At 66.5% G+C, this 24,713-nt stretch carries 19 protein-coding genes; 7 read left to right on the forward strand and 12 right to left on the reverse strand.

Going from position 1 to position 24,713, the window contains the following annotated elements:
* Positions 1-373 precede the first annotated feature (373 nt).
* The 7 genes from E3O49_RS06440 to pgl all read left to right on the forward strand — a co-directional run bounded on the left by E3O49_RS06440 (position 374) and on the right by pgl (position 9,810).
* Positions 374-1,318, forward strand: coding sequence for a COX15/CtaA family protein (locus E3O49_RS06440; RefSeq protein ID WP_134366625.1), 945 nt, complete (start codon positions 374-376; stop codon positions 1,316-1,318).
* Positions 1,319-1,532: 214 nt separating this feature from the next.
* Complete coding sequence (tkt, locus tag E3O49_RS06445; protein ID WP_134366626.1) at positions 1,533-3,626, forward strand: transketolase; 2,094 nt, start codon at positions 1,533-1,535, stop codon at positions 3,624-3,626.
* Between the two features lie 60 nt (positions 3,627-3,686).
* Complete coding sequence (gene tal / locus E3O49_RS06450; RefSeq protein WP_134451174.1) at positions 3,687-4,826, forward strand: transaldolase; 1,140 nt, start codon at positions 3,687-3,689, stop codon at positions 4,824-4,826.
* Positions 4,823-6,430 carry a glucose-6-phosphate isomerase gene (locus E3O49_RS06455; RefSeq protein ID WP_134366628.1) on the forward strand — a complete coding sequence of 536 codons (1,608 nt, stop codon included), beginning with the start codon at positions 4,823-4,825 and terminating at the stop codon, positions 6,428-6,430. The genes tal and E3O49_RS06455 overlap by 4 nt, the downstream gene beginning before the upstream one ends.
* Positions 6,431-6,536: 106 nt before the next feature.
* Positions 6,537-8,078, forward strand: coding sequence for a glucose-6-phosphate dehydrogenase (zwf, locus tag E3O49_RS06460; RefSeq protein ID WP_134366629.1), 1,542 nt, complete (start codon positions 6,537-6,539; stop codon positions 8,076-8,078).
* Entirely contained in the window at positions 8,075-9,043 is a 969-nt protein-coding gene (locus E3O49_RS06465; RefSeq protein WP_134366630.1) for a glucose-6-phosphate dehydrogenase assembly protein OpcA, read from the forward strand. The genes zwf and E3O49_RS06465 overlap by 4 nt, the downstream gene beginning before the upstream one ends.
* Positions 9,040-9,810, forward strand: a complete 771-nt coding sequence (gene pgl / locus E3O49_RS06470) for a 6-phosphogluconolactonase (protein ID WP_134366631.1) — start codon at positions 9,040-9,042, stop codon at positions 9,808-9,810. The genes E3O49_RS06465 and pgl overlap by 4 nt, the downstream gene beginning before the upstream one ends.
* Before the next feature lie 74 nt (positions 9,811-9,884).
* On the opposite strand, the gene E3O49_RS06475 is transcribed toward pgl, so the two are convergent.
* The 12 genes from E3O49_RS06475 to coaE all read right to left on the reverse strand — a co-directional run bounded on the left by E3O49_RS06475 (position 9,885) and on the right by coaE (position 24,159).
* On the reverse strand, positions 9,885-10,253 hold the full coding sequence (locus tag E3O49_RS06475) for an RNA polymerase-binding protein RbpA (protein WP_134451176.1): 369 nt from the start codon (positions 10,251-10,253) through the stop codon (positions 9,885-9,887).
* Positions 10,254-10,330: 77 nt separating this feature from the next.
* Positions 10,331-10,582 carry a preprotein translocase subunit SecG gene (secG, locus tag E3O49_RS06480; protein ID WP_134366633.1) on the reverse strand — a complete coding sequence of 84 codons (252 nt, stop codon included), beginning with the start codon at positions 10,580-10,582 and terminating at the stop codon, positions 10,331-10,333.
* Between the two features lie 139 nt (positions 10,583-10,721).
* Positions 10,722-11,522, reverse strand: a complete 801-nt coding sequence (gene tpiA, locus E3O49_RS06485; RefSeq protein ID WP_134366634.1) for a triose-phosphate isomerase — start codon at positions 11,520-11,522, stop codon at positions 10,722-10,724.
* Complete coding sequence (locus tag E3O49_RS06490) at positions 11,513-12,727, reverse strand: phosphoglycerate kinase (RefSeq protein ID WP_134366635.1); 1,215 nt, start codon at positions 12,725-12,727, stop codon at positions 11,513-11,515. Before E3O49_RS06490 ends, tpiA begins: the two co-directional genes overlap by 10 nt.
* A gap of 11 nt (positions 12,728-12,738) precedes the next feature.
* Positions 12,739-13,743: a type I glyceraldehyde-3-phosphate dehydrogenase gene (gene gap / locus E3O49_RS06495; RefSeq protein WP_134366636.1), complete on the reverse strand. Its 1,005-nt coding sequence runs from the start codon at positions 13,741-13,743 to the stop codon at positions 12,739-12,741.
* An 86-nt stretch (positions 13,744-13,829) separates the two neighbouring features.
* A complete protein-coding gene (locus tag E3O49_RS06500; protein WP_134366637.1) occupies positions 13,830-14,456 on the reverse strand; it encodes a superoxide dismutase in 627 nt (208 codons plus the stop codon).
* A gap of 119 nt (positions 14,457-14,575) precedes the next feature.
* On the reverse strand, positions 14,576-15,556 hold the full coding sequence (gene whiA / locus E3O49_RS06505; protein WP_134366752.1) for a DNA-binding protein WhiA: 981 nt from the start codon (positions 15,554-15,556) through the stop codon (positions 14,576-14,578).
* Between the two features lie 98 nt (positions 15,557-15,654).
* Positions 15,655-16,530, reverse strand: a complete 876-nt coding sequence (rapZ, locus tag E3O49_RS06510; RefSeq protein ID WP_134366638.1) for an RNase adapter RapZ — start codon at positions 16,528-16,530, stop codon at positions 15,655-15,657.
* A 62-nt stretch (positions 16,531-16,592) separates the two neighbouring features.
* Positions 16,593-18,482, reverse strand: coding sequence for an excinuclease ABC subunit UvrC (uvrC, locus tag E3O49_RS06515; protein ID WP_134451178.1), 1,890 nt, complete (start codon positions 18,480-18,482; stop codon positions 16,593-16,595).
* Positions 18,483-18,499: 17 nt separating this feature from the next.
* Positions 18,500-21,367: an excinuclease ABC subunit UvrA gene (gene uvrA, locus E3O49_RS06520; RefSeq protein WP_134366640.1), complete on the reverse strand. Its 2,868-nt coding sequence runs from the start codon at positions 21,365-21,367 to the stop codon at positions 18,500-18,502.
* Positions 21,368-21,455: 88 nt separating this feature from the next.
* Entirely contained in the window at positions 21,456-23,519 is a 2,064-nt protein-coding gene (uvrB, locus tag E3O49_RS06525; protein ID WP_134366641.1) for an excinuclease ABC subunit UvrB, read from the reverse strand.
* A 10-nt stretch (positions 23,520-23,529) separates the two neighbouring features.
* Positions 23,530-24,159, reverse strand: a complete 630-nt coding sequence (gene coaE / locus E3O49_RS06530) for a dephospho-CoA kinase (RefSeq protein ID WP_134366642.1) — start codon at positions 24,157-24,159, stop codon at positions 23,530-23,532.
* Between the last annotated feature and the right edge of the window lie 554 nt (positions 24,160-24,713).

Genomic DNA, 24,713 nt, shown 5'->3' on the forward strand with positions numbered 1-24,713 from the left:
AACCCCGCGCCTGGCGGACGCGCCCGCCGCATCGGAATCGGACCAACCAAACTCGTACGTACCGAGCCCCGCAAGTTCGGGGCGGTCAAGCAGGACATCGGACATATCTACCTCTTCTCCCAACCACGACAACCCGGATATCAGTCCGGTCATTCCAGGGAAGGCCTCCGGCCGGAGGGCAGACACGGGAACGCGTTGTGTGAGCGGCTACGTTGCGTACCTAAGATGTTCACAGACGACGGTGTGTTGCGCCACGGTTATGTCAACTGCGGTGTCGCCGCCCAGGAAACACCTAATTCTACAGGCTAGCCATGGGATTAGTAGTGCGGTCCGGCGTTTTCACACATCGCGCACGAGACAGGAAGCTGAACCGGTGAAACGTATTGCGGAGTGGTTGCCCACCAGGATCGACAGGCGTGTCCGGGTGATCGCGTGGGTCTACCTGGCCGCCCAGATTCTCCTGGTCGGCACGGGCGGGCTCGTGCGCCTGACGAGTAGCGGCCTCGGTTGCCCGACCTGGCCGAAATGCACCGCGGATTCCCTGGTCAACACACCCGAAATGGGCATCCACGGGTTCATCGAGTTCGGCAACCGTCTGCTGGGCGTCGCCCTGGGCCTGATCGCGATCGCGGCGTTCCTGGCCGTGGTGCGGTTGCGCCGGGAGCGGCCCGACCTGTTCCGGCTCGCACTGCTGGCCGGGCTCGGCATCCCGGCCCAGGCCGTCATCGGTGGGATCAGCGTTCTCGTGCAGCTGAACCCTTACGTGGTCGGCCTCCACTTCGTGATCTCCGTCGCCCTGGTCGTGCTCTGCACCGTGTTCGTGCACCGGGTCTACACCGGTCGTGTGCAGCGCACCCTCGCCGTGCCGCGCTGGTACCGTGCCGTCGCGTGGGTCACGAGCGCCTTCGTGCTCCTCACCATCCTGGTCGGGATCCTCACCACCGGCTCCGGCCCGCACGCGGGCGACGTGGACGCCCCGCGCACCGGCCTTGACCCGGAGTTCCTCCAGCACATCCACAGCTGGCCGGCCTACCTGACCGTGGCCTTCACCCTGGTGTTGATGGTCACCGGAGTGTCTCGCGGCCTGCAGACGCGAGGCTGGGCGATGCTGCTGCTGCTCGTCGAGGCCGTGCAGGTCGGGGTCGGCCTGATCCAGGCCAACACGGGACTGCCGGCCGGCCTGGTCGGCATCCATATGGTGCTGTCCTGCATCCTCGCGGCCGTGATGACCGCGCTCCTGTTGAATCTGAGCGCCCCCATCGACACCCGCACGGTCTCCCCCGGATCATCACCGGCCGACCTCGTCGCCAAACGGTAGTGCGCCGGAGGATTATGGGGCGCCCCATACTCCGGCCCAACCGCGGGTTGCCTATACTGGGGATGCTCGCCAATCACGGTGCATGCAGGCATGATCCACCGGAAATGGCCTCTGCTGCGAAACCATGATGACGCTGATGTCCACGGGCGCGCACACCAGCGGGTGCGGGTTCTCGACAACCTGCCCCCTTTGTATCCAGAAGGGTCAATACCAAGTGGCAGCATTGCAGTGGGATTCGATTGACAACAAGGCGGTCGACACCGCACGCCTGCTCGCGGCCGACGCCGTGGAGAAGGTCGGGAACGGGCATCCCGGCACGGCCATGAGCCTTGCCCCGGCCGCCTACCTCCTGTTCCAGAAGGTCATGCGCCGCGACCCGTCCGACAACGACTGGCTGGGTCGCGACCGGTTCGTCCTTTCCGTCGGTCACAGTTCCCTCACGCAGTACGTGCAGTTGTACCTGGGCGGCTATGGGCTCGAGCTCGACGATCTGAAGGCTCTGCGCACCTGGGGCTCCAAAACCCCCGGCCACCCGGAATACGGCCACACGGACGGGGTCGAGATCACGACCGGTCCCCTCGGACAGGGCCTCGCCTCCGCTGTCGGCTTCGCCTACGCGTCCCGCTTCGAACGCGGACTGTTCGACCCGGAGGCCGCCGCCGGCACGAGCCCCTTCGACCACTTCGTGTACGTGATCGCCGGCGACGGCGACCTGCAGGAAGGCATCACGAGCGAGGCTTCGTCCCTCGCCGGCCACCAGCAGCTCGGCAACCTGATCGCGATCTACGACAGCAACCAGATCTCGATCGAGGACGACACCAACATCGCGTTCACCGAGGATGTGGCCGCGCGTTATGACGCGTACCACTGGCACGTGCAGACGGTCGATTGGAAGAAGACGGGTGCCTACGTCGAAGACGTCGCCGCCCTCAACGACGCCATCGAGGCGGCCAAGGCCGTCACCGACAAGCCGTCCCTGATCATCCTGAAGACCATCATCGGCTGGCCCAGCCCGAAGAAGCAGAACACCGGAAAGATCCACGGTTCTGCTCTCGGCGCCGACGAGCTGGCCGCCGTCAAGACCGTGCTCGGTTTCGACCCGGCGCTGAACTTCGAGGTGTCCGACGAGGTCATCTCCCACACCCGCCAGGCGGTGGCGCGCGGCGCCGCGGTCCACGCGGAGTGGACCACCGCGTTCGACGCCTGGGCTGCCGCCAACCCGGAGCGGAAGGCGCTGCTCGACCGGGTTCTCGCCGGCGACCTGCCCGAGGGCGTCGACGCGGCGCTGCCCGTGTTCGAGGCCGACATCGAGGTCTCGACCCGTGCCGCTTCCGGCAAGGTGCTCACCGCCCTCGGCACCGTCATCCCCGAGCTCTGGGGCGGCTCCGCCGACCTCGCCGAATCGAACAACACGACCATCGGGGGCGCGGCGTCGTTCATTCCGAGCGAGCACTCCACCGGCGAGTGGACGGGCAACTCCTATGGCCGGGTGCTGCACTTCGGCATCCGCGAGCATGCCATGGCGGCCATCCTGAACGGCATCGTGCTGCACGGGAACACCCGCCCGTTCGGCGGAACGTTCCTGATTTTCAGCGACTACATGCGACCGGCCATCCGCCTGGCCGCCCTGATGAAGTCTCCCTCGATCTTCGTCTGGACCCATGACTCCGTCGCACTCGGCGAGGACGGCCCCACACACCAGCCGATCGAGCAGCTGGCGACCCTGCGCGCCATCCCGGGACTCGACGTTGTGCGACCCGGCGACGCCAACGAGGTTTCCTGGGCCTGGAAGACCATCCTCGAACGGCGCCAGGGACCGGCCGGGATCGTGCTGACCCGCCAGAACATTCCCGTGGTCCCGCGTGGCGACGGCGATGCCCACGGTGAGGTTTTCGCATCCGCGCGGAACGTCGCCCGGGGCGCCTACATCCTCGCCGAAGCGCCGGGAGGCACCCCCGACGTGATCCTGATCGGCACGGGTTCGGAGGTGCAGCTCGCCCTGGCCGCCCGTGAGCAACTGCGGGTCGACGGCATCCACGCCCGTGTCGTGTCTGCTCCCAGCCTCGAATGGTTCCAGGAGCAGCCCGCGGAGTACCGCGAAAGCGTGCTCCCCCGTGAGATCACGGCCCGGGTGTCGGTCGAGGCCGGCATCGCCCTGACCTGGACAAGCTACGTCGGCGACCGCGGCCGCAGCGTCTCGATCGAGCACTTCGGCGCCTCGGCCGACTACAAGACCCTGTTCCGCGAATTCGGAATCACCACCGAGGCCGTCGTCGCCGCAGCCAAGGAATCCCTCGCCGCCCACTGACTCAACGGTCGGCGGCACCACATTCGGAACAACCTGCACATTTTTTAGGAGATTAGAGACATGACAGAGAACACTCCCCTCGCCGAACTTTCCCTCGCCGGCGTCAGCATCTGGCTGGACGACCTGTCCCGCGAACGGATCGTTTCCGGCGGGCTGCAGAACCTGATCGACACGAAAAACGTCGTCGGCGTCACCACCAACCCGACGATCTTCGCGGGCGCCCTCAGTAAGGGTGAGGCGTACGCCGAGCAGGTGGCCGCCCTCGCGGCCGCCGGCACCAGTGTGCACGATGCCGTGTTCGAGATCACGACGGATGACGTCACCGCGGCCAGCGACATCTTCCGCCCGGTCTACGATCGCACCAACGGCGTCGACGGACGCGTCTCGATCGAGGTCGAGCCTGGCCTCGCCCACGACGCGGCCGGCACCATCGCGCAGGCCCAGGAACTGTGGGCGAAGGTCAACCGTCCCAACGCCATGATCAAGATCCCGGCCACCGTTGAAGGGCTAGACGCCATCACCGCGACGATCGCGCTCGGCATCAGCGTCAACGTCACCCTGATCTTCAGCCTCGAGCGGCACCGCCAGGTCATCAACGCGTACCTCTCCGGCCTGGAGAAGGCCAAGGCCGCCGGCATCGACCTGTCCACGATCCACTCCGTGGCATCGTTCTTCGTGTCGCGGGTGGACACGGAGATCAACGCACGCCTCGAGGCCATCGGCACCGACTCGGCCCTCGCGCTGAAGAGCAAGGCCGGCGTCGCGAACGCCCAACTCGCGTATCAGGTCTTCGAAGAAGCATTCTCGACCGAGCGTGCCCTCAGCCTGCTGAGCGCGGGCGCCAACAAGCAGCGCCCGCTGTGGGCCTCCACCGGCGTCAAGGACCCCACGCTTCCCGCCACCCTCTACGTGACCAACCTGGTTGCCCCCGAGGTCGTCAACACCATGCCGGAGAAGACCCTCGCGGCGACCCTCGACCACGGAATCATCCCCGCGAACTCGGTCACCGGCGCGTACGACGAGGCCAACCTCGTCCTCGACGCCCTCGCCAACGAAGGCATCTCCTACGCCGACGTCACCCAGGTGCTCGAGACCGAGGGCGTCTCCAAGTTCGTGGTGTCCTGGAACGAGCTGCTGGACACCGTGACCCAGGCGCTGGATGCCGCCAAGACCGCCACCCGAAACGGTGCCGACCGGTGAGCTTCCGCATCTCCGTCAGTGGCGCCGCGGCCGACGCCGTGCGCGCCACCGTCCCCACCCTCGTCGCCGACCTCGTCGCCTCCGGCATCACCGCGCTGGACCCCGCCCTGTGGGGCCCCGACGCGGAAGCCGAAGCCGCCAAACGGCTCGGCTGGACCGAGTCCGTCGCCGATTCCCGCCCGCTGATCCCCGAGATTCTGGCCCTGCGCGATTCGCTGCGCGCCGCCGGAGTCACCCGCATCGCCCTCGCCGGCATGGGCGGGTCTTCCCTCGCCCCCGAGGTCATCACGCGCACCGCCGGGGTTCCCTTGACGGTCCTGGACTCCACGGACCCCGGCCAGGTGCTCGCCGCCCTCGGCGATCACCTCGCCGAGACCGCTCTGGTCGTCTCGTCCAAGTCCGGTTCGACGGCGGAAACCGACAGCCAGCGCCGCGTGTTCGAGCGGGCCTTCCGTGAGGCCGGGATCGACCCGGTCGACCGGATCATCGTGGTGACCGACCCGGGCTCCCCGCTCGACGCGGATGCCCGCTCGGTCGGCTACCGGGTGTTCAACGCCGACCCCACCGTCGGCGGGCGCTTTTCCGTACTGACGGCATTCGGACTCGTTCCGTCCGGACTCGCCGGCGTGGACATCGCGGAGCTCCTCGATGAAGCCGAGTCCATCTCGCTCTCGCTCGCCATCGACAGCCCGAAAAACCCCGGACTCATCCTCGGCGCGGCCATCGCGGCGACGAACCCGCGCAAGGACAAGCTCGCCCTCGTGGCCGACGGCACCCACATCGTCGGGTTCCCGGACTGGGCCGAACAGCTCATCGCCGAGTCGACCGGCAAGCAGGGCACCGGAATCCTCCCCGTCGTCCTCGACCCCACCGCACCCGAACTGACCGAGAACCTGCCCGACGTGCAGATCCTGCGCCTCGTCGACGACGCCGGCCTTCACCTGTTCGCCGACCACGACGGACGGGGCGAGATCCGCGTCAGCGGCACCCTCGGCGCCCAGTTCCTGGTCTGGGAGTACGCGACCGTCGTCGCGGGCCGTCTGCTCGGCATCAACCCGTTCGATCAGCCGGATGTCGAGGCCGCCAAGATCGCGACCCGTGGACTTCTCGACTCCCGCCCCGAGCCCGCCCCGGCCGCTTTCATCTCGGACGGCATCGAGATCCGGGGCACAGCCCACGTCATCGGCGCCGCGAGCGACCTCGCGTCTGCCATCGATGCCCTGATCGAGGAGCTCGGCCCGGACGGGTTCATCTCCGTGCAGGCCTACGTGAACCGGCTGGAACTGCCGCAGCTCGCGCAGATCCGCAGCCTCCTGGCCGCGCTCTCGAAGCGTCCGGTGACATTCGGCTGGGGGCCCCGGTTCCTGCACTCCACCGGTCAGCTGCACAAGGGCGGCCAGACCACCGGCGTCTTCCTGCAGATCCTGACGACCCCCGAGGTGGACCTGGACATCCCGGAGCGCCCGTTCACCTTCGGCGAGCTCATCCAGGCCCAGGCCAGCGGCGACGCCAGCGTTCTTGCCGCACACGGCCGCCCGGTCCTGACGCTGACGCTGACCCAGCCGCAGAAGAACATCACAACCCTGTTCGACGCCCTGCGCTGACGATCCGGCGCCGACCCTTCCGGGGCCGGCGCCGTCATCGTTTCCGCCGGACGGACTCAGCGCCGCACCGCCTCACCGCCTCACCGCCCCATCCTGAAGGAGCCGCATGCCCCCGGTGGAAATCACCCCGGAGTTCAATCCGCTGCGATCGCCGTCCGACCACCGTCTGAACCGGATTGCCGGGCCCAGCAGCCTCGTCATTTTCGGCGTCACCGGTGATCTGTCGCGGAAGAAACTCATGCCGGCGGTGTACGACCTGGCCAACCGAGGTCTCCTGCCTCCCGGCTTCGCTCTCGTCGGCTTCGCCCGGCGAGACTGGGACAACGAGGACTTCATGAAGGTGGTGCACGACTCCGTCAAGCAGTACGCGCGCACCGATTTCCACGAGGACGTCTGGGCACAGCTGGCCGAGGGAATCCGTTTCGTCCCCGGTTCCTTCGACGACGATGCCTCCTTCGAACTGCTGAAGGAGACCATCGCAGAACTGGACCGGGAGCGGGGCACGATGGGCAACCATGCGTTCTACCTCTCGATTCCGCCGAAGGCCTTTCCCCTCGTCACCGAGCAGCTCAGGCGGTCCGGGCTCGCCGAACAGAAGGACGGGCAGTGGCGCAGAGTCGTCATCGAGAAGCCGTTCGGCAGTGACCTGCAGACGGCGCGAAAGCTGAACGACGTCGTCGAGTCGGTCTTCTCCCCCGACTCCGTGTTTCGGATCGACCACTACCTGGGCAAGGAGACGGTGCAGAACATCCTTGCGCTGCGTTTCGCCAATCAGCTCTACGAGCCGATTTGGAACGCCAACTACGTCGACCACGTGCAGATCACCATGGCGGAGGACATCGGCGTGGGCGGCCGCGCCGGCTACTACGACGGCATCGGCGCCGCCCGAGACGTCATCCAGAACCACTTGCTCCAGCTCCTGGCCCTGACCGCGATGGAAGAGCCCATTTCGTTCGACGCGACGGACCTGCGCGCCGAGAAGGAAAAGGTACTGGCCTCCGTGCGGCTCCCGGACGACCTGGCCACCGGCACGGCTCGCGGCCAGTACGCGGGCGGGTGGCAGGGCGGCGAGAAGGTTCCCGGCTTCCTCGACGAGGATGGGATGGACCCCGAGTCCCTCACCGAGACGTATGCTGCGATCCGCTTGAGCATCGACACGCGTCGCTGGTCAGGGGTCCCCTTCTACCTGCGCGCGGGAAAGCGCCTCGGCCGCAGGGTCACCGAGATTGCCGTTGTCTTCAAACGCGCCCCCCAGCATCTCTTCGCCAAGGCCAACACGACTCCCCTCGGCGAGAACGCGCTGGTCATCCGGGTGCAGCCCGATGAGGGCGTCACCATCCGTTTCGGCTCCAAGGTGCCCGGCGTCGGCATGCAGGTGCGGGATGTGACCATGGACTTCGGCTATGGGCACGCCTTCACCGAGGCCAGCCCGGAAGCTTACGAACGTCTGATCCTGGATGTGCTCCTCGGCGATCCGCCCCTGTTCCCCCGGCACGAGGAGGTCGAACTGTCCTGGAAGATCCTCGACCCGATCGAGGAATTCTGGGCGACGCAGGGACAACCCGAGCAGTACCGGCCGGGAACCTGGGGTCCGTCCACCGCCGATGAACTTCTGGCCCGCGACGGCCGACACTGGAGACGCCCATGATCGTCGATCTGCCCAACACGACCACGTCCAAGATCTCAAAAGCCCTGGTCAGGATCCGCGAGGAGGGCGGCGCCGTCGCCCTCGGCCGCGTGTTGACGCTGATCATCGCGTCGACGATGGGTCACGAGGAAGAGGCGATCGAGGCGGCGAACGATGCCTCGAGGGAACACCCGATGCGGGTCATCGTGATGTCCACGCCCGAGTCCGACCCGACCGACCCGCACGCCTCCGCCCGGATCGATGCCGAAATCCGGGTCGGCGGTGACGCCGGGGCGAGCGAGGTGATCGTGCTTCGTGCCTACGGCGACGCCGCCAGCGACCAGGAAAGCCTGGTCACGGGGTTGCTCCTACCGGACGCCCCGGTCGTGGCCTGGTGGCCCGGTGTGGCCCCGGTCGTGCCCGCCGAGTCCCCGCTTGGGCGGATCGCCTACCGGCGCATCACGGACGCCTCCGCCCAGCCGGACCCGCAGGCGGCCCTGCACCACCTGTGCGCCTCGTACCGTCCCGGCGACACGGACTTCGCCTGGACCCGGTTGACCCTCTGGCGCGCCCAGCTCGCCGCCGTGCTCGACCAGCCCCCGTATCTGCCGGTCACGGCGGTGCGGGTGTCAGGCGCCGCCGACTCGCCGTCGACGACCCTGCTCGCCGCCTGGCTGTCGATGCAGCTCCAGGTCCCGGTGGACTACGAATTCACGACGGGACCGATGTCCCACGGCATCCGCTGCGTGCACCTGACGCGCTCGGCCGGCGTCATCTCCCTCGAACGCGAGGTCCCCGACATCGCGACGCTCACCCAGCCGGGTCAACCGGTTCAGGACCTCACCCTCAAACGTCGAAGCCTGCGGGACTGTCTCAGCGATGAGCTGCGCCGCCTGGATCCAGACGAACTGTATGGTGAAGTCATCACGCGCGGCCTACCGCACCTTGACGATGTGGTCGCAGAATTAACCGGAGGACGATCGTGACCAACGAACGACGAGTACTGGTGCACCCTAACCGGGCTGCCCTGGCGGCTTCGGTCGCCGCTAGATTCATCACCACCGCGGTTGACCTCCTGCACGAGCAGGGCGACCTCAACGTGGTCCTCACCGGGGGGTCCGTGGCCGTCGAAGTGCTGGAGGCCGTCAACGCCTCCGCGGCCCGCGACACCATCGACTGGGAGCAGGTGGCATTCTGGTGGGGCGACGAACGCTGGGTGCCCAAAAACCACCCCGAACGTAACGAGCTCCAGGCCCGCACGGCTCTGCTGGACCACATCGAGATTCCTGCTGGGAACATCCACCCCTTCGCCGCGTCGGACGAGGGACTCGACCTGGACGAGGCCGCCGCCAGCTACGCCGCCGAGCTGGAGTCCCACTCGATCGAAGGAACGGCCCTGCCGCGCTTCGACGTCACGTTCCTCGGTGTGGGCCCCGACGGCCACGTCGCGTCCCTGTTCCCGCATCAGGCCGGAATCCGGGAAAACGCCGCCAGCGTGATCGCGGTGCGCTCCTCGCCGAAACCCCCGGCGGAGCGCCTCAGCCTCACCCGACCGGCCCTCAACTCGTCGCGGTGCATCTGGATGGTCCTGGCCGGCCCGGACAAGGCCTCGGCCCTGGGCCTCGCCCTCGCGGGAGCCAGCCGGGATGAGGTCCCCGTGGCCGGGATCAAAGGTCGCCGGTACACGAACTTCTTCGTCGACCGTGAGGCCGCCGCGGAGGTTCCCGAGAACCTCACCGCGTCCTCCTTCTGACCGGGTCACGCCGAACAGGCACGAAAAAGGCCCCGACATCGTCGGGACCTTTTCTGGTTCGTGGTGACGTCAGGTCAGTTCGTGGCCGTCAGCTTTCCTCGGCGAACGCGAAGCTGCTGGAGTGCCTCCTCGAGCAGGGATTCCGCTTCCTCCACCGTGCGCCGTTCCTTGACGTACGCGAGGTGGGTCTTATACGGCTCGAGCTTGACGACCGAGGGCGGGTTTTCCTTGTCGCGTCCGGCCGGCAGGCCGGAAAACGGGCAGTCGATGGTTTCGGGGATCTCGTCGTCGGGCAGATTGGCCGCGAAGTAGCGAACGGTCTCGTTGCCGAGGGCGTCCCAGTAGGACACCTTGATGCGGTCCGCGTGGAAACCGCGGTCCTGCTCGCCCATGGGGCCAGCTCCTACACGGGAGCCACGGATTGCGCTGCCACCAGATGCCATGTTGTTCCTCCGCTTGAAAAGGGCCTGAAGCCGATCGGCCGAATGAGCTGGTACTCGTCAAAACTGTGGAGCGGGCGTTACAGTCCCGCGTCGAATTTGGTGATCAACCCGAGGATCACGATGCAGGTTATCCAGAGCAGGGCGAGGATGACCGTGATGCGGTTGAGGTTGCGCTCCGCCACGCCTGAAGCCCCGAGGTTCGAGGTGACACCACCGCCGAACATGTCGGACAAGCCTCCACCGCGCCCCTTGTGCAGCAAAATGAGCATGGTGAGCAGCAGGCTCGTAATTCCGAGCAATACCTGCAGTACAACCTGGAGAATCTCCACGCGAAACCTTTCACAGTGCGGTGGCAGCAAAAGCCCCACCAAGATCAGTCATAATCATAGCCTGCATCACGAACCAACCCGCCGACCCCCGGAACGGGGGCCGACGGGTTGGTTCATTACCAGCGTCGGGGATGAACCCCTACAGGCCGACGTGCTTCTGGAACCGGACGATGCTCGAGAACTCGTCGATGTCCAGGCTGGCGCCGCCGACGAGCGCGCCGTCAACGTTGGGCTCGCGCATGTAACCCGCGATGTTGACGCCCTTCACCGAACCGCCATACAGGATGCGCGTCTTGTCGGCCACATCCTGACCGAGCGTTTCCTTGAGCACGAGACGCAACTGTGCCGCCACCTGCTCGGCCTGTTCAGGCGTTGCCGCCTGGCCGGAGCCGATCGCCCAAACGGGCTCGTAGGCGACGACGAAGTCGGCCGCGTCAGTGACACCGGACAGGGCCGCACGCAGCTGGGCAACCGGCACCGCACTCGGGCCGTGCAGTTCCAGGTCCGCGGCGGTCTCGCCGACGCAGATGATTGGTACCAAATTGTGCTTGAGCGCTGCCGAAACCTTGGCCGCGACCTGCTCGTCGGTCTCCGCGTGCAGCGTGCGCCGCTCGGAGTGCCCGATGAGCACGTACTTGCACTCAAGCTGGGCCAGGAACGCACCGGAGATCTCGCCGGTGTACGCGCCTGAATCGTGTGCCGACAGGTCCTGGGCGCCGAAGGCGATCGGGAGCTTGTCGGCGGACACCAGCGTCTGCACCGAGCGGAGGTCGGTGAACGGCGGGAAAACCGCCACCTCGACCGCTGCGACATCGTGCTTGGCGTCCTTCAGGTTCCAGGCGAGCTTTTGCACGAAGGCGATGGCCTGGAGGTGGTCCAGGTTCATCTTCCAGTTGCCTGCAATCAGCGGAGTACGCCGTGGGTGTTCGTTTACTGCCATCCGAGGACCTCCAGTCCTGGCAGGCGCTTACCCTCGAGGAACTCGAGGCTCGCGCCGCCGCCGGTAGAAATGTGACCGAACTGGTCATCGGTGAAGCCGAGGGTGCGCACCGCGGCGGCAGAGTCTCCGCCACCGACAACGCTCAAACCGTCGACCTCGGTCAGCGCGGCGGCAACCGTGCGGGTGCCCTCCGCGAACGGGGCCAGCTCGAACACGCCCATCGGGCCGTTCCAGAAGACCGTCTTGGACGCCCGGATGATGTCAGCGAATGCCGCTGCCGTCTCCGGCCCGATGTCCAGGCCGAGACCTGAGGCTCCGAAGGTGGTGTCTTCGATGCCGCTGGCCGGGGTGACTGCGATTTCCGCGTCGGCCCCGAACTTCGAGGCGACGACGACGTCCGTCGGGACCACGATCTTCACGCCCAGGCGCTCAGCCTCCTGAAGGTAACCGCGAACGGTTTCGATCTGGTCGGCTTCGAGCAGGCTTGCGCCGACCTTGTGACCCTGGGCTGCGAGGAAGGTGTAGGCCATGCCGCCGCCGATGAGCAGCGAATTGACGCGGGGCAGCAGGTGCCCGATGACGCCCAGCTTGTCCGAGACCTTCGAGCCGCCCAGGACCACCGCGTACGGAGCCTCGGGCTTCTCGGTGAGGCGGTCGAGGACTTCGAGCTCCGCGGCGATCAGGAGGCCGGCCGCGCTGGGAAGAATCCCCGCGAGGTCGAACACGCTGGCCTGCTTGCGGTGCACGACGCCGAAGCCGTCGGACACGAGCACATCGCCCAGAGCGGAAAGCTCCGTGGCGAACGCGCCGCGCTCGGCGTCATCCTTCGCGGTCTCCCCCGCGTTGAAGCGGAGGTTCTCGAGAACGACGACCTCCCCGTCGGCGAGGGCGGCCACGGCGGCCTGAGCCGAAGCACCGACCGTGTCCGTGGCGAAGGCCACGTCCGCGCCCAGCAGTTCGGCGAGTCGGACCGCCACCGGGGCCAGGCTGTACCTGGCTTCCGGGGCGCCCTTGGGGCGTCCGAGGTGCGAAACGATCACAACTCGGGCACCCTGCTCACGCAGAGCCTTGATCGTCGGCAGGGACGCCCGCACGCGGCCATCATCCGTGATCTCGCCGTCTTTCAACGGCACGTTGAGGTCACAACGGACGATGACGCGCTTTCCGCTCAGCTGTCCCAGTGATTCGATAGTACGCAGCGTCACTGCGGACCCCGTTAGAGGCTCTTGGCGACGAGCGCGGTGAGGTCAACCATGCGGTTGGAGTAGCCCCACTCGTTGTCGTACCAGGAGGACAGCTTGACCTGGTCGCCGATGACGCGCAGCAGGCCGGCATCGAAGATGGAGGAGTGCGGGTCGGTGACGATGTCGCTGGAGACGATTTCATCTTCCGTGTACATCAGGATTCCCTTGAGGGGGCCCTCGGCGGCAGCCTTGTACGCAGCCTTGATGGCCTCGACCGTGACCGGACGCTCAGCAATGACGGTGAGGTCGGTGATGGAACCGGTGGGAACCGGAACGCGTAAAGCGAAGCCGTCAAGCTTGCCCTTGAGCTCGGGGAGGACGATGCCCAGGGCCTTGGCGGCACCGGTCGACGTCGGGATGATGTTCACGGCTGCGGCACGGGCGCGACGCAGGTCGGAGTGCGGGCCGTCCTGCAGGTTCTGGTCGGCGGTGTACGCGTGGATGGTCGTCATCAGGCCGGACTTGATGCCGAAGTTGTCGTTGAAGACCTTGGCGAGCGGCGCGAGGCAGTTCGTGGTGCACGACGCGTTGGAGATGATGTCGAACTTGGCCGGGTCGTAGTCCTGCTCGTTGACGCCCATGACGATCGTGGCCGCGTCGCCTGTGGCGGGAGCGGAGACGATGACCTTCTTGGCGCCGGCGGTGATGTGCTTGCGCGCGTCCTCGGCCTTGGTGAAGCGACCGGTCGACTCGATCACGATGTCGACGCCCAGGGCGCCCCAGGGAAGGTTGGCCGGGTCGCGCTCGGCGAGGACCTTAATCGGCTTGCCGTCGACGATGATCGAGTCACCCTCAACGGAAACGGTGGCGTTCAGGCGACCGGTGATGGAGTCATATTTAAGGAGGTGAGCCAGCGTCTTCGTGTCGGTGAGGTCGTTCACAGCGACGATCTCGATGTCACTGCCCTGGGCGAGGGCAGCGCGAAGATAATTGCGGCCAATGCGGCCGAATCCGTTAATACCAATCTTTACAGACACAGATGACTCCTAATATTTGTGCGCCGGAGCGCGTTTTGATGGTTGAAACGGGACGGGCTGCGGGCCCCCGGAGGGGCCCGGCTCCTCTAGGAGAGGAGCAGCAGTCCGTTGGTCTTTTCGCGTGCCACGGAGAAGCGCTCCTGGACGTTCGCCCAGTTGACGATGTTCCAGAAGGCCTTCACGTAATCGGCACGAACGTTGCGGTAATCGAGGTAGTACGCGTGCTCCCAGACGTCCAGCATCAGCACCGGGATGGTGCCGGCGGCGAAGTTCGCCTGCTGGTCGAAGAACTGCTGGATGATCAGTCGCTGGCCGATGGAGTCCCAGGCGAGCACCGCCCAGCCGGAGCCCTGCACACCGAGCGCCACCGCGGCGAAGTGCGCGCGGAACTTGTCGAACGAGCCGAAGTTGTCGTCGATGGCGCCGGCCAGCTCGCCAGTGGGCTTGTCGCCACCGTCCGGGGAGAGGTTCGTCCAGAAGATCGAGTGGTTGACGTGACCGCCGAGGTTGAACGCAAGGTCCTTCTCGAGCTTGTTCACGTAGGTGAGGTCGCCGGCGTCGCGGGCCTCGGCCAGCTGTGCAAGGGCCGTGTTAGCCCCGGTCACGTACGCCTGGTGGTGCTTGCCGTGGTGCAGTTCCATGATGGTGCCGCTGATGCTCGGCGCGAGGGCCGAGTAGTCGTAGGCCAAAGCCGGAAGTGTGTATTCAGCCAATGTGCATCTCCTCTGTAGTGGACGACGCGAAATGCGCCGCTACCAGTTCGTGAGCAACTATTTCAGTCTACTCAGGATGGGGTGGACCTGTGACGGGGATGTGGGAAAGCTGGACGCCGCTAGACGTCGTCGAGGTCGGCGGGCAGGTTGGCGTCGGTGCCGGGGATCCCCTGGTCTGCGGCTTTCTTGTCGGCCATGGCCAGCAGCCGGCGGATGCGGCCAGCGACGGCATCCTTCGTCATCGGCGGGTCCGCGTGGTGACCGAGCTCGTCGAGGCTGGAGTCCCGGAAGGAGAGGCGCAGGTCGCCCGCGTAGCGCAGGTGTTCCGGAATGTCCTCGCCGAGGATCTCCATGGCCCGCTGCACCCGGGCGCACGCAGCAACGGCGGCCTGGGCGGAGCGCCGCAGGTTGGCGTCATCGAAGTTGACCAGGCGGTTGGCGGTCGCTCGCACCTCGCGGCGCTGGCGGAGGGCCTCCCAGTTGAGCACCGTCTCCTGCGCGCCCATGTGCACGAGCATCGCGCCGATCGCGTCGCCGTCACGGATCACGACGCGGTGCACGCCGCGCACCTCGCGGGCCTTCGCGGCCACGCCGAGGCGTCCGGCGGCGCCCACCAGCGCCATGGCGGACTCGTTCCCCGGGCAGGTGACCTCCAGCGCTGCGGAGCGCCCCGGATCGGTGAGCGACCCGTTGGCCAGGAAGGCGCCGCGCCAGACGGCGGCGATTTCCTCCCGGGACCCGGTGGTGAGGCGGTTCGGCAACCCGCGGATGGGGCGTCGCCTGGCATCGAGCAGACCCGTCTGCCGCGCGAGGGTCTCGCCTCCCTCGAGCACGCGAACGAGGAAGTGGCTATTGCGGCGCAGGCCGGAGGCGTCGATCACGGAAACGTCGCTGCGCACGCCGTACAGTTCGGCCAGGTCCTTCCGCACCCGGCGGGCCAGCAGTGCGGTGTCGAGCTCGGATTCGATCGCGATCCGGCTGGAGATCATGTGCAGGCCCCCGGAAAACCGGAGGATCGTCGCCAATTCCGCGGCGCGCACCGTGGTCTTTGAAACTTCAACGCGAGCAAGCTCGTCTTTAACGTCGGCGGTGAGTGCCAATCGCTTGTCCATTCTGTCGTCCTGGCCCAGGGTTCTGGACGTTGTGTTCGTACTGGCCGGTGTCGGCGTCTGCTTGACGCAGGCATCGATGGCCGTGGCTATTCTCGGCCGAGGTCGCGATTCTTGAGGCTGACGGCGACGCCGGGGAAGTCTTTGATCAGAGCCGCGATTTCAGCGGCCATGGCAACCGAGCGGTGCTTGCCGCCCGTGCAGCCGACGGCGATGGTGGCGTGACGCTTGTTCTCCCGCTGGTACCCCGCGAGCACCGGTTCGAGGGCGGCGGCGTAGTGCGCGATGAACTCCCGTGCGCCGGTCTGTTCGAGCACGAAGTCCCGCACCTCGGCGTCCTGCCCGTTGTGCGCCCGGAGCTCGGGGATCCAGAACGGGTTCGGCAGGAAGCGGACATCGGCCACCATGTCGACGTCGGTGGGGAGACCGTACTTGAAACCAAAGCTCATCAGGGTCACGTGCACCCCGGCGGCGTCCGCGGCCGCGAAGCGTTCGGTGATGGTCGTGGCGAGCTGGTGGATGTTCAGGTCGGACGTGTCGATCACGAGGTCGCACGACTCGCGCACGGCGCTGAGCTTGGACCGCTCGGCCGAGATGCCGTCGAGGATGGTGCCGTCGGCCTGCAGCGGATGCGGCCGCCGCACGGATTCGAAGCGGCGCACGAGCACGTCGTCCCGCGCCTCGAGGAAGATGACCCGCACCTGGGCGCTCTTGCGCAGCGAGTGCACGATCTCCTGGAAGTCGGTGAAGAAGTCGCGCCCGCGGATGTCGACCACGGCGGCGATCTTCGGCAGGCTCGTGCCGGCGCGGCCGACGAGTTCGACGAGCGGGCGCAGCATCTGCGGCGGCAGATTGTCGACCACGTACCAGCCGAGGTCTTCCAAGGCATTTGCGACGGTCGAGCGACCTGCCCCGGACATGCCCGTCACGATAAGCATTTCCTGCCTGTCGTTCTCCGTTGTCATTCTGAACTGCGCCTTCGGTTGGATGTGGCCTGAGTGACCAGCCTACCGATCAGCAGAGCGCTTCAGGAGCGCAAATGCTCGTGGATGGCTGTCGCCAGCACCGGTCCGATGCCCCGGACCTCGGAGATGGCGTCCGCCGGGGCCTCCTTGAGACGCGCGACGGAGCCGAAATGCTGCAGCAGCACCTTCACCCGGGCGGGACCGAGCCCGGGGATCTCCCCCAGCACCGTGTTGATGTCGCGCTTGCGCCTGGTGCGCTGGTGCACGATCGCGAACCGGTGGGCCTCGTCGCGGATGCGCTGGATCAGGAACAGTGCATCGCTGTTGCGGGGCAGGATCACGGGATAGTCGGAGTCGGGCAGCCAGATCTCCTCGAGCCGCTTGGCGATGCCGCAGAGCTGGATGCCCGTGACGCCGGATTCGCGCAGGGCCCGGGTCGCCGCGGCCACCTGGGGCTGGCCTCCGTCGACGATCAGGAGGTTCGGCTGGTACCTGAATTTCTTGCGCTTCCCCGAGGCGTCGCCGACCGGGGCATCCGTCGTCGCAGTCTCGGCGTCGGCCCCCCCCTCCTCGGGCACCAGGTATGCCAGGCGGCGAGTGAGGGTGCGGTAGATGGAGTCGGTGTCATCGGTCGACTCCGGGATGCTAAACCGGCGGTATTCGTCGGTGCGCGGCAGGCCGTCCTCGAACACGACCATCGACGCGACGATGTTGGTGCCGCTCAGGTGGGAGACGTCGTAGCACTCCATGCGCAGGGGGGCCGAGGGCATCTCCAGCGCCTCCTGGATGTCTTCCAGCGCCTTGGACCGGGCGACGAAGTCGGAGCTTCTGCGGGTCTTGTAGAGCATCAGGGCGTGCTTGGCGTTCTGCGTGGCGGTCGCGAGCAGGGCCGCCTTCTCCCCCCGCTGGGCCGCGACAAGCCTGACCTTGCGCTTGGCCAGGCCGGCCAGCCAGATCTCCAGCGCCTCGGCGTCGTCGGGCAGGAGCGGCACCACGATTTCCCGCGGCGGCACGGCACCCCCGCCGTAGGCCGTCTGCATGACCGAGTCGATCAGTTCACCCGTCGACACGTCGAGCTCCTTGTCGACCATCCAACCGCGCACACCACGGATGCGCCCGCCCCGGACGATGAACAGCTGCACCGCGGCAGCCAGCTCGTCCTCTTCGATGGCGAAGAGGTCGATGTCGACGCTGTCCCGCAGCACGACGGCGCTCTTCTCCAGCACGGCGTTGAGGGCCAGGACCTGGTCCCGGCGCTTCGCGGCGACCTCGTAGTTCTGGTGCGCCGCGGCATCCTTCATCTCCGCGGTCAGCGTGTTGATCAGCTTTCGATCCTGGCTACCCATGAAACTGACGAACTGGTTCACGATAACCCGGTGTTCCTCGATGGTCACCTTGCCGGAACAGGGACCGAAGCAGCGGCCGATCTGGCCCGCGAAGCACGGCTTGCCCGACTGCATGGCGCGCTTGTAGTTGGAGTTGTTGCAGGTGCGGATCGGGAAGGCCTTGAGCATGAGCTCGATGGTCTCGTGCACGGCCCAAACCTTCGGATACGGACCGAAATACCGGGCCCTGCGGATTCCCGTGGTGCGGGTGACAAGGGCGCGCGGGGCCTCGTCGGCGAGGGTGACGGCGAGGTAGGGGTAGGACTTGTCGTCCTTGAACTTCACGTTGAACGGCGGGTCGAACTCGTTGATCCACGTCCATTCGAGCTGGAGCGCCTCGACCTCGGTGCCGACGACGGTCCATTCGACCGAGGTGGCCGTGGTGACCATGCGCCGGGTGCGCTCGTGCAGGCTGCTGAGCGGGGCGAAATAGTTCGCGAGACGGGCCCGCAGGCTGTTGGCCTTGCCGACGTAGAGCACCCGTCCGGTTTCGTCGCGAAACCGGTAGACCCCCGGGCTCGTGGGGATTTCTCCGGTCTTGGGCCGGTAGCTCAGCGCGTCGGACATGGTATCCCTGCTCGCGCCTACTGCGCTGCCAGGACCTCCTTGAGGAACGTGCCGGTGTGGCTCTTCTTCACGGTGGCGATGTGCTCCGGCGTCCCCGTGGCGAGCACGAGGCCGCCGCCGGAACCGCCCTCGGGGCCCAGGTCGATCACCCAGTCCGCGCACTTGATCACGTCGAGGTTGTGCTCGATCACGATCACCGTGTTGCCTTTGTCGACGAGGCTGTTCAGCACGAGCAGCAGCTTGCGCACATCTTCGAAGTGCAGGCCGGTCGTCGGCTCGTCGAGCACGTACACGCTGCGGCCGTTGGAGCGCCGCTGCAGCTCGGTGGCGAGTTTGACCCGCTGGGCCTCGCCGCCGGAGAGCGTGGTCGCGCTCTGGCCGAGCCGCACGTAGCCGAGCCCCACCTCGACGAGGGTCTTCAGGAAGCGGTGGATCGCGGAGATCGGTTCGAAAAAGTCGGCGGCCTCGCTGATGGGCATGTCCAGCACCTCGGCGATGCTCTTGCCCTTGTAATGCACGGTGAGGGTGTCTCGGTTGTACCGGGATCCCCCGCAGACCTCGCAGGCCACGTAGACGTCCGGCAGGAAGTTCATCTCGATCTTGATCGTGCCGTCGCCGGAGCAGGCCTCGCAGCGGCCGCCCTTGACGTTGAAGCTGAACCGGCCGGGCAGGTACCCGCGCGCCTTCGCCTCGACGGTCTCGGAGAACAGGGTGCGGATCTTGTCGAACACGCCGGTATAGGTCGCCGGGTTCGAGCGCGGGGTGCGCCCGATCGGCGCCTGGTCGACGTGGATGACCTTGTCGAGGTGGTCGAGTCCAGTGACGCGGGTGTGGCGCCCGGGAAGCTTGCGGGCGCCGTTGAGCCGGTTGGCCAGGACGCGGTACAGGATGTCGTTCACCAGCGACGACTTGCCCGATCCGCTGACCCCGGTGACCGCGGTGAAGGTACCGAGCGGGAAGCTGACGGTCACCTTCCTGAGGTTGTTCGCCTCCGCGCCGACGACCGTGATCTCCCGGGCGGGGTCGATCTCCCGCCGGGTCGTGGGCGTGGGGATCGATTTGCGGCCGGCCAGGTAGTCGCCGGTCAGAGACGCGGTGTTCGTGAGCAGGTCGGCGTACGAGCCGGAGTGCACGACATGCCCGCCGTTGACGCCGGCCCCGGGGCCGATGTCGACGATCCAGTCCGCCGTCTTGATGGTGTCCTCGTCGTGCTCGACCACGATCAGGGTGTTGCCGAGGTCGCGCAGCGTGACGAGGGTCTCGATCAGGCGCCGGTTGTCGCGCTGGTGCAGGCCGATGCTCGGCTCGTCCAGCACATAGAGCACGCCGGTGAGTCCGGAGCCGATCTGGGTCGCCAGCCGGATGCGCTGGGCTTCGCCGCCGGAGAGGGTCGCCGCGGCGCGGGCCAGGTTGAGGTAGTTCAGGCCGACCCGGATCAGGAAGTCCAGGCGTGCCTTGATCTCCCGCAGGACCTGGGCCGCAATGACCGCCTCCCGGTCGGTGAGCTCGAGCTTGTTCATGAAGACTCGCGCGTCACTGAGGCTGAGGTTGCAGACATCCGCGATGCTCGCGTCGTGCACGAGCACCGCGAGCACCTCGGGCTTGAGCCGGGTGCCGGCGCAGACGGGGCAGTCGACCTCGCGCAGGTACTCGCCCCAGCGTGCCCGCTGCGTGTCGGACTCGGCCTGGAGGTACTGGCGCTCGATGTAGGGGACGACACCCTCGAAGCCGGAAGTGTAGCTCATCTCCCGGCCGTAGCGGTTCTTCCACTTCACCTTGACCTCGAAGTTGTCGCCGCGGAGCACGGCGTTCTGCACCTCCTCGGGGAGGTCGCCCCAGGGGGTGTCGAGGGAGAAGTCCAGGTCGCGGGCGAGGCCGTCGAGGAGCTTCTCGTAGTACTGGAACAGGCCCTTGCCCTGGGTGGTCCAGGGCAGGACCACGCCTTCCGCGATGCTCAGTTGCGGATCACCGAGGAGGAGGTCGGCATCGACCGACATGCGCGTGCCGAGACCGGAGCATTCGGGGCAGGCGCCGAACGGGGCGTTGAATGAGAAGGTGCGGGGTTCGATCTCGGTCAGCTGCACGGGGTGGTTGTTGGGGCAGGAGAGCTTCTCCGAGTAGCTCTGCCAGGCCTCGTCGCCCTCGAGGTCGACGTAGTTGATCTGCACGATTCCGTCGGTCAGTTTGAGCGCGGTCTCAAGGGAGTCCGTGAGCCGGCTGAGCAGCTCGGGTGCGGCGACCAGCCGGTCGATAACCACGGAGATGTCGTGCTTGACCTGCTTCTTCAGGGTGGGCGGCTCGCTGAGCTGAATCTGGGTGCCGTCGACGATGGCCCGGGAATAGCCGCCGGCCGCGAGTTCCTTGAACAGGTCGACGAATTCGCCCTTCTTCTGCGAGACCACGGGGCTGAGTACCTGGTACCGCACGCCCGTCTCGAGCTCCATCAGCTGGTCGGCGATCTGCTGCACGGTCTGCGCCTGGATGACCTCACCGCAGACCGCGCAGTGCGGAATGCCGATGCGCGCCCAGAGCAGCCGCATGTAGTCGTAGACCTCGGTGATGGTGCCCACGGTCGAGCGCGGGTTGCGGTTGGTCGACTTCTGATCGATTGAGACGGCCGGGCTCAGGCCCTCGATGAAATCGACGTCGGGTCGGTCCACCTGCCCCAGGAACTGGCGCGCGTAGGCGGAGAGCGACTCAACGTATCGCCGCTGGCCCTCCGCGAAGATGGTGTCGAACGCGAGGGAGGACTTGCCGGAGCCGGACAGCCCGGTGAACACGACAAGCGAATCCCGAGGGATCTCCAGGTCGACGTTGTGCAGGTTGTGCACACGCGCACCGCGGACGTTGAGTTTTGACCCGGACTCTACCTTGGAAATTGACACTTTTCGAGTCTATGCAGTGCGCCGACACTGATACACCCAGAACAACGCTCTGAGCGAACACGTGTTCGAATTTTTGTTCGGAAGCCGGTCAGATGTGGCCGGCCTTCTCCATCTGACGCAGCTCACGCTTGAGCTCGGAGACCTCGTCGCGCAGCCGGGCCGCGAGTTCGAACTTGAGTTCCCCGGCCGCCTCGAGCATCTGGCCGTTCAGGTCGGCGATGATGGATTCGAGGTCGTTGGCGCCGTTCGCGGCCAGTCCCTGCCGGCGCGGGGTCGCAGCGACGCTTTTCCGGCGCGCGTCGCGGCCGGCCAGGAGCTCGGCCGTATCGGCTTCCTCCCTCGCCAGAACCTCGGTGATATCCGCGATGCGCTTGCGGAGCGGGGTGGGGTCGATGCCGTGCAGCGTGTTGTAGGCGACCTGTTTCTCGCGGCGACGATCGGTTTCGTCGATGGCACGCTCCATCGAGGCCGTGAGCCGGTCGGCATACATGTGCACCTCGCCGGAGACGTTGCGGGCCGCGCGCCCGATGGTCTGGATGAGAGACGTCGCCGACCGGAGGAAACCCTCCTTGTCGGCGTCGAGGATGGCGACCAGCGACACCTCGGGAAGGTCGAGCCCTTCCCGGAGCAGGTTGATGCCGACGAGAACGTCGTAGACACCGGCCCTGAGCTCGGTCAGGAGCTCGACCCGGCGCAGGGTGTCGACGTCGGAGTGGAGGTACCGCACCCGGACACCGGCCTCGGTCAGGAAGTCGGTGAGTTCTTCCGCCATCTTCTTCGTCAGAGTGGTGACCAGGACGCGCTCGTTCCGTTCGACACGCTTGTGGATCTCCTCGAGCAGGTCGTCGATCTGGCCCTTGCTCGGCTTCACGACGATCTGCGGGTCGATCAGCCCGGTCGGGCGGATGATCTGCTCCACGACACCGTCGGCGATGCCCATCTCGTACTTTCCCGGCGTCGCGGACAGGTAGACGGTCTGGCCGACCCGTCCCTTGAATTCGGAGAATTTGAGCGGCCGGTTGTCCAGGGCGCTCGGCAGGCGGAATCCGTGTTCGACGAGGGTGCGCTTGCGGGACGAGTCGCCCTCGTACATGGCGCCGATCTGCGGCACCGTCACGTGGGACTCGTCGATGACCATCAGGAAATCGTCGGGGAAGTAGTCCAGGAGGCAGTGCGGGGCCTCCCCCGGGGCCCGGGCGTCGATGTGCCGGGAATAGTTCTCGATCCCGGAGCAGAAGCCGATCTGTTCCATCATCTCGAGGTCGAAGGTCGTGCGCATGCGGAGGCGCTGGGCTTCGAGCAACTTGCCTTCACGTTCGAGCTGTTCCAGCCGCTCGGCGAGTTCTTCCTGAATGGTGACGATCGCGCGCTGCATGACATCCGTGCTCGCCACGTAGTGCGACCCGGGGAAGACGGACACCGACTCGAGTTTCCTCACGATGTCGCCGGTGAGCGGATGCAGGCTGTACAGCGCTTCGATCTCGTCGCCGAACATCTCGATCCGGATCGCGAGCTCTTCGTACATCGGAATGATCTCGATGGTGTCGCCGCGCACCCTGAAATGCCCCCGGGAGAAGTCGACGTCGTTGCGTTGGTACTGCATCGCCACGAACTTGCGGATCAGCCAGTCCCGGTTGATCTGCTGGCCGACCTGCAGGGCGACCATCGCCTGAAGGTAGCCCTCGGGCGTGCCGAGACCGTAGATGCACGACACGGTGGACACGACGATGACGTCCCGCCGGCTGAGCAGGGAGTTAGTGGTGGAGTGCCGCAGCCGCTCGACCTCGGCGTTGATCGAGGAGTCCTTCTCGATGAAGGTGTCGGTCTGGGGCACGTAGGCCTCGGGCTGGTAGTAGTCGTAGTAGGACACGAAGTATTCGACAGCGTTATTGGGCATCAGCTCGCGGAACTCGTTCACGAGCTGAGCTGCCAGGGTCTTGTTGTGGGCCAGGACCAGGGTCGGGCGCTGCACCTGCTCGATCAGCCAGGCGGTGGTCGCGGATTTGCCGGTTCCGGTGGCGCCGAGCAGCACGATGTCGGTCTCCCCGGCATTGATCCGGCCGGCCAGTTCGGCGATCGCGGTGGGCTGGTCGCCGCTCGGTGTGTACTCGCTGACCACCTCGAACGGATGCACTGAGCGCGTGGGTTCCATGATATCTAGTCTAAGGAGCAGCCCTGACAGTACGGTCTTCGCGTCCGGCGTGAATCTGTTCCCAGAGCAGGTCTACCTGCTCGAGAGTCTGCTCGAGGGTGCCTCCGGTCTCGAGGACCACGTCGGCGATTGCGAGCCGCTCGGCGTCGCTGGCCTGCGAGCGGATCCTGCGTTCCGCCTCACCGGCATCCATCGCGCGCAGATCCACCATGCGGCGCACCCGGGTCTCCTCGTCGGCCTGGGTGACCACGACCAGGTCGAACGGATGGTCGACGGCGGCTTCCACGAGCAGGGGCACGTCGTAGACGACGACTGCCTCCGGGTCGGCTCGTTCTGCCTCCCTGATGCGCGCGTTGGACATCGCCCGCACCGCCGGGTGCACGATCGCGTTGAGGCGGCTGAGCGCATCCGGGTCGGCGAAGACCAGTGCGCCCAGGGCCGCTCGATCCAGGGCGCCCTCGGCATTGAGTACCCCCGGGCCGAAGGCATCGGCGATCTGCGCGAGGGCCGGGGTGCCCGGTCCGACCGCGAGCCTCGCCAGATGGTCGGCGTCGATATGCACGGCGCCGTGCTGCACGAGTTGGCGCGCCACAGTGCTCTTTCCGGATGCGATCCCGCCGGTCAGTCCAATCAAGTACACGCCTGTAATGCTAACGGCCCGTGCTCATCCGCACCTTTGTCAGCGGGGGGGGGGGGCGGGCAGTCCACCGTCGTTGCCGACACGGATGGCGTCGGCAATGCCGACGGTGACGGTAATCCGGCCGGCCAGGCCAGCAGTGCGGCCGATATGTTGATTCGGGCTCTTCCCACGAACGAACGCTGTCGCACATTGCGCGCCTGGGCGCGAACTTTTTTCTGCCGGGGCATGCGGAACAAAGTTCTACCAGACGGTCGCCGCGGCCCGCCATTCACTCGTCATGTGCGCGGTTGGTCCGGCTTACGGGACAGCGGATGACCCCACGCGCGACGGCAGAATGTCGTCAGCAGAGTCCGAGCCGGTGGCACTTGGGAAACGCAAAGACGATCTTGTACTTGTGTCTATTGGATAGACGTTGGTCATCCTCGTAGAGGGCACTGGTGCTGGACTGTCCGGTTACGTCCCCGTGAGTGGTGTGATTTCCCGCTCTTGAGCGTTGCTTCGTCAACGTGAGGAGCCACCGTGGGATGGTCAGTGAGTACCGATCAAAGAACTCA

The sequence above is a fragment of the Cryobacterium shii genome, assembly GCF_004402595.1.
In the GTDB taxonomy this organism is placed as follows: Bacteria; Actinomycetota; Actinomycetes; order Actinomycetales; family Microbacteriaceae; genus Cryobacterium; species Cryobacterium shii.

Bases quoted from the DNA above. Each gene is read 5' to 3' on its own strand.
- tal (WP_134451174.1), top strand. From the start codon at position 3,687: ATGACAGAGAACACTCCCCTCGCCGAACTTTCCCTCGCCGGCGTCAGC.
- zwf (WP_134366629.1), top strand. From the start codon at position 6,537: ATGCCCCCGGTGGAAATCACCCCGGAGTTCAATCCGCTGCGATCGCCG.
- E3O49_RS06465 (WP_134366630.1), top strand. From the start codon at position 8,075: ATGATCGTCGATCTGCCCAACACGACCACGTCCAAGATCTCAAAAGCC.
- E3O49_RS06475 (WP_134451176.1), bottom strand. From the start codon at position 10,253: ATGGCATCTGGTGGCAGCGCAATCCGTGGCTCCCGTGTAGGAGCTGGC.
- tpiA (WP_134366634.1), bottom strand. From the start codon at position 11,522: ATGGCAGTAAACGAACACCCACGGCGTACTCCGCTGATTGCAGGCAAC.
- rapZ (WP_134366638.1), bottom strand. From the start codon at position 16,530: ATGACAACGGAGAACGACAGGCAGGAAATGCTTATCGTGACGGGCATG.
- uvrC (WP_134451178.1), bottom strand. From the start codon at position 18,482: ATGTCCGACGCGCTGAGCTACCGGCCCAAGACCGGAGAAATCCCCACG.
- uvrB (WP_134366641.1), bottom strand. From the start codon at position 23,519: ATGGAACCCACGCGCTCAGTGCATCCGTTCGAGGTGGTCAGCGAGTAC.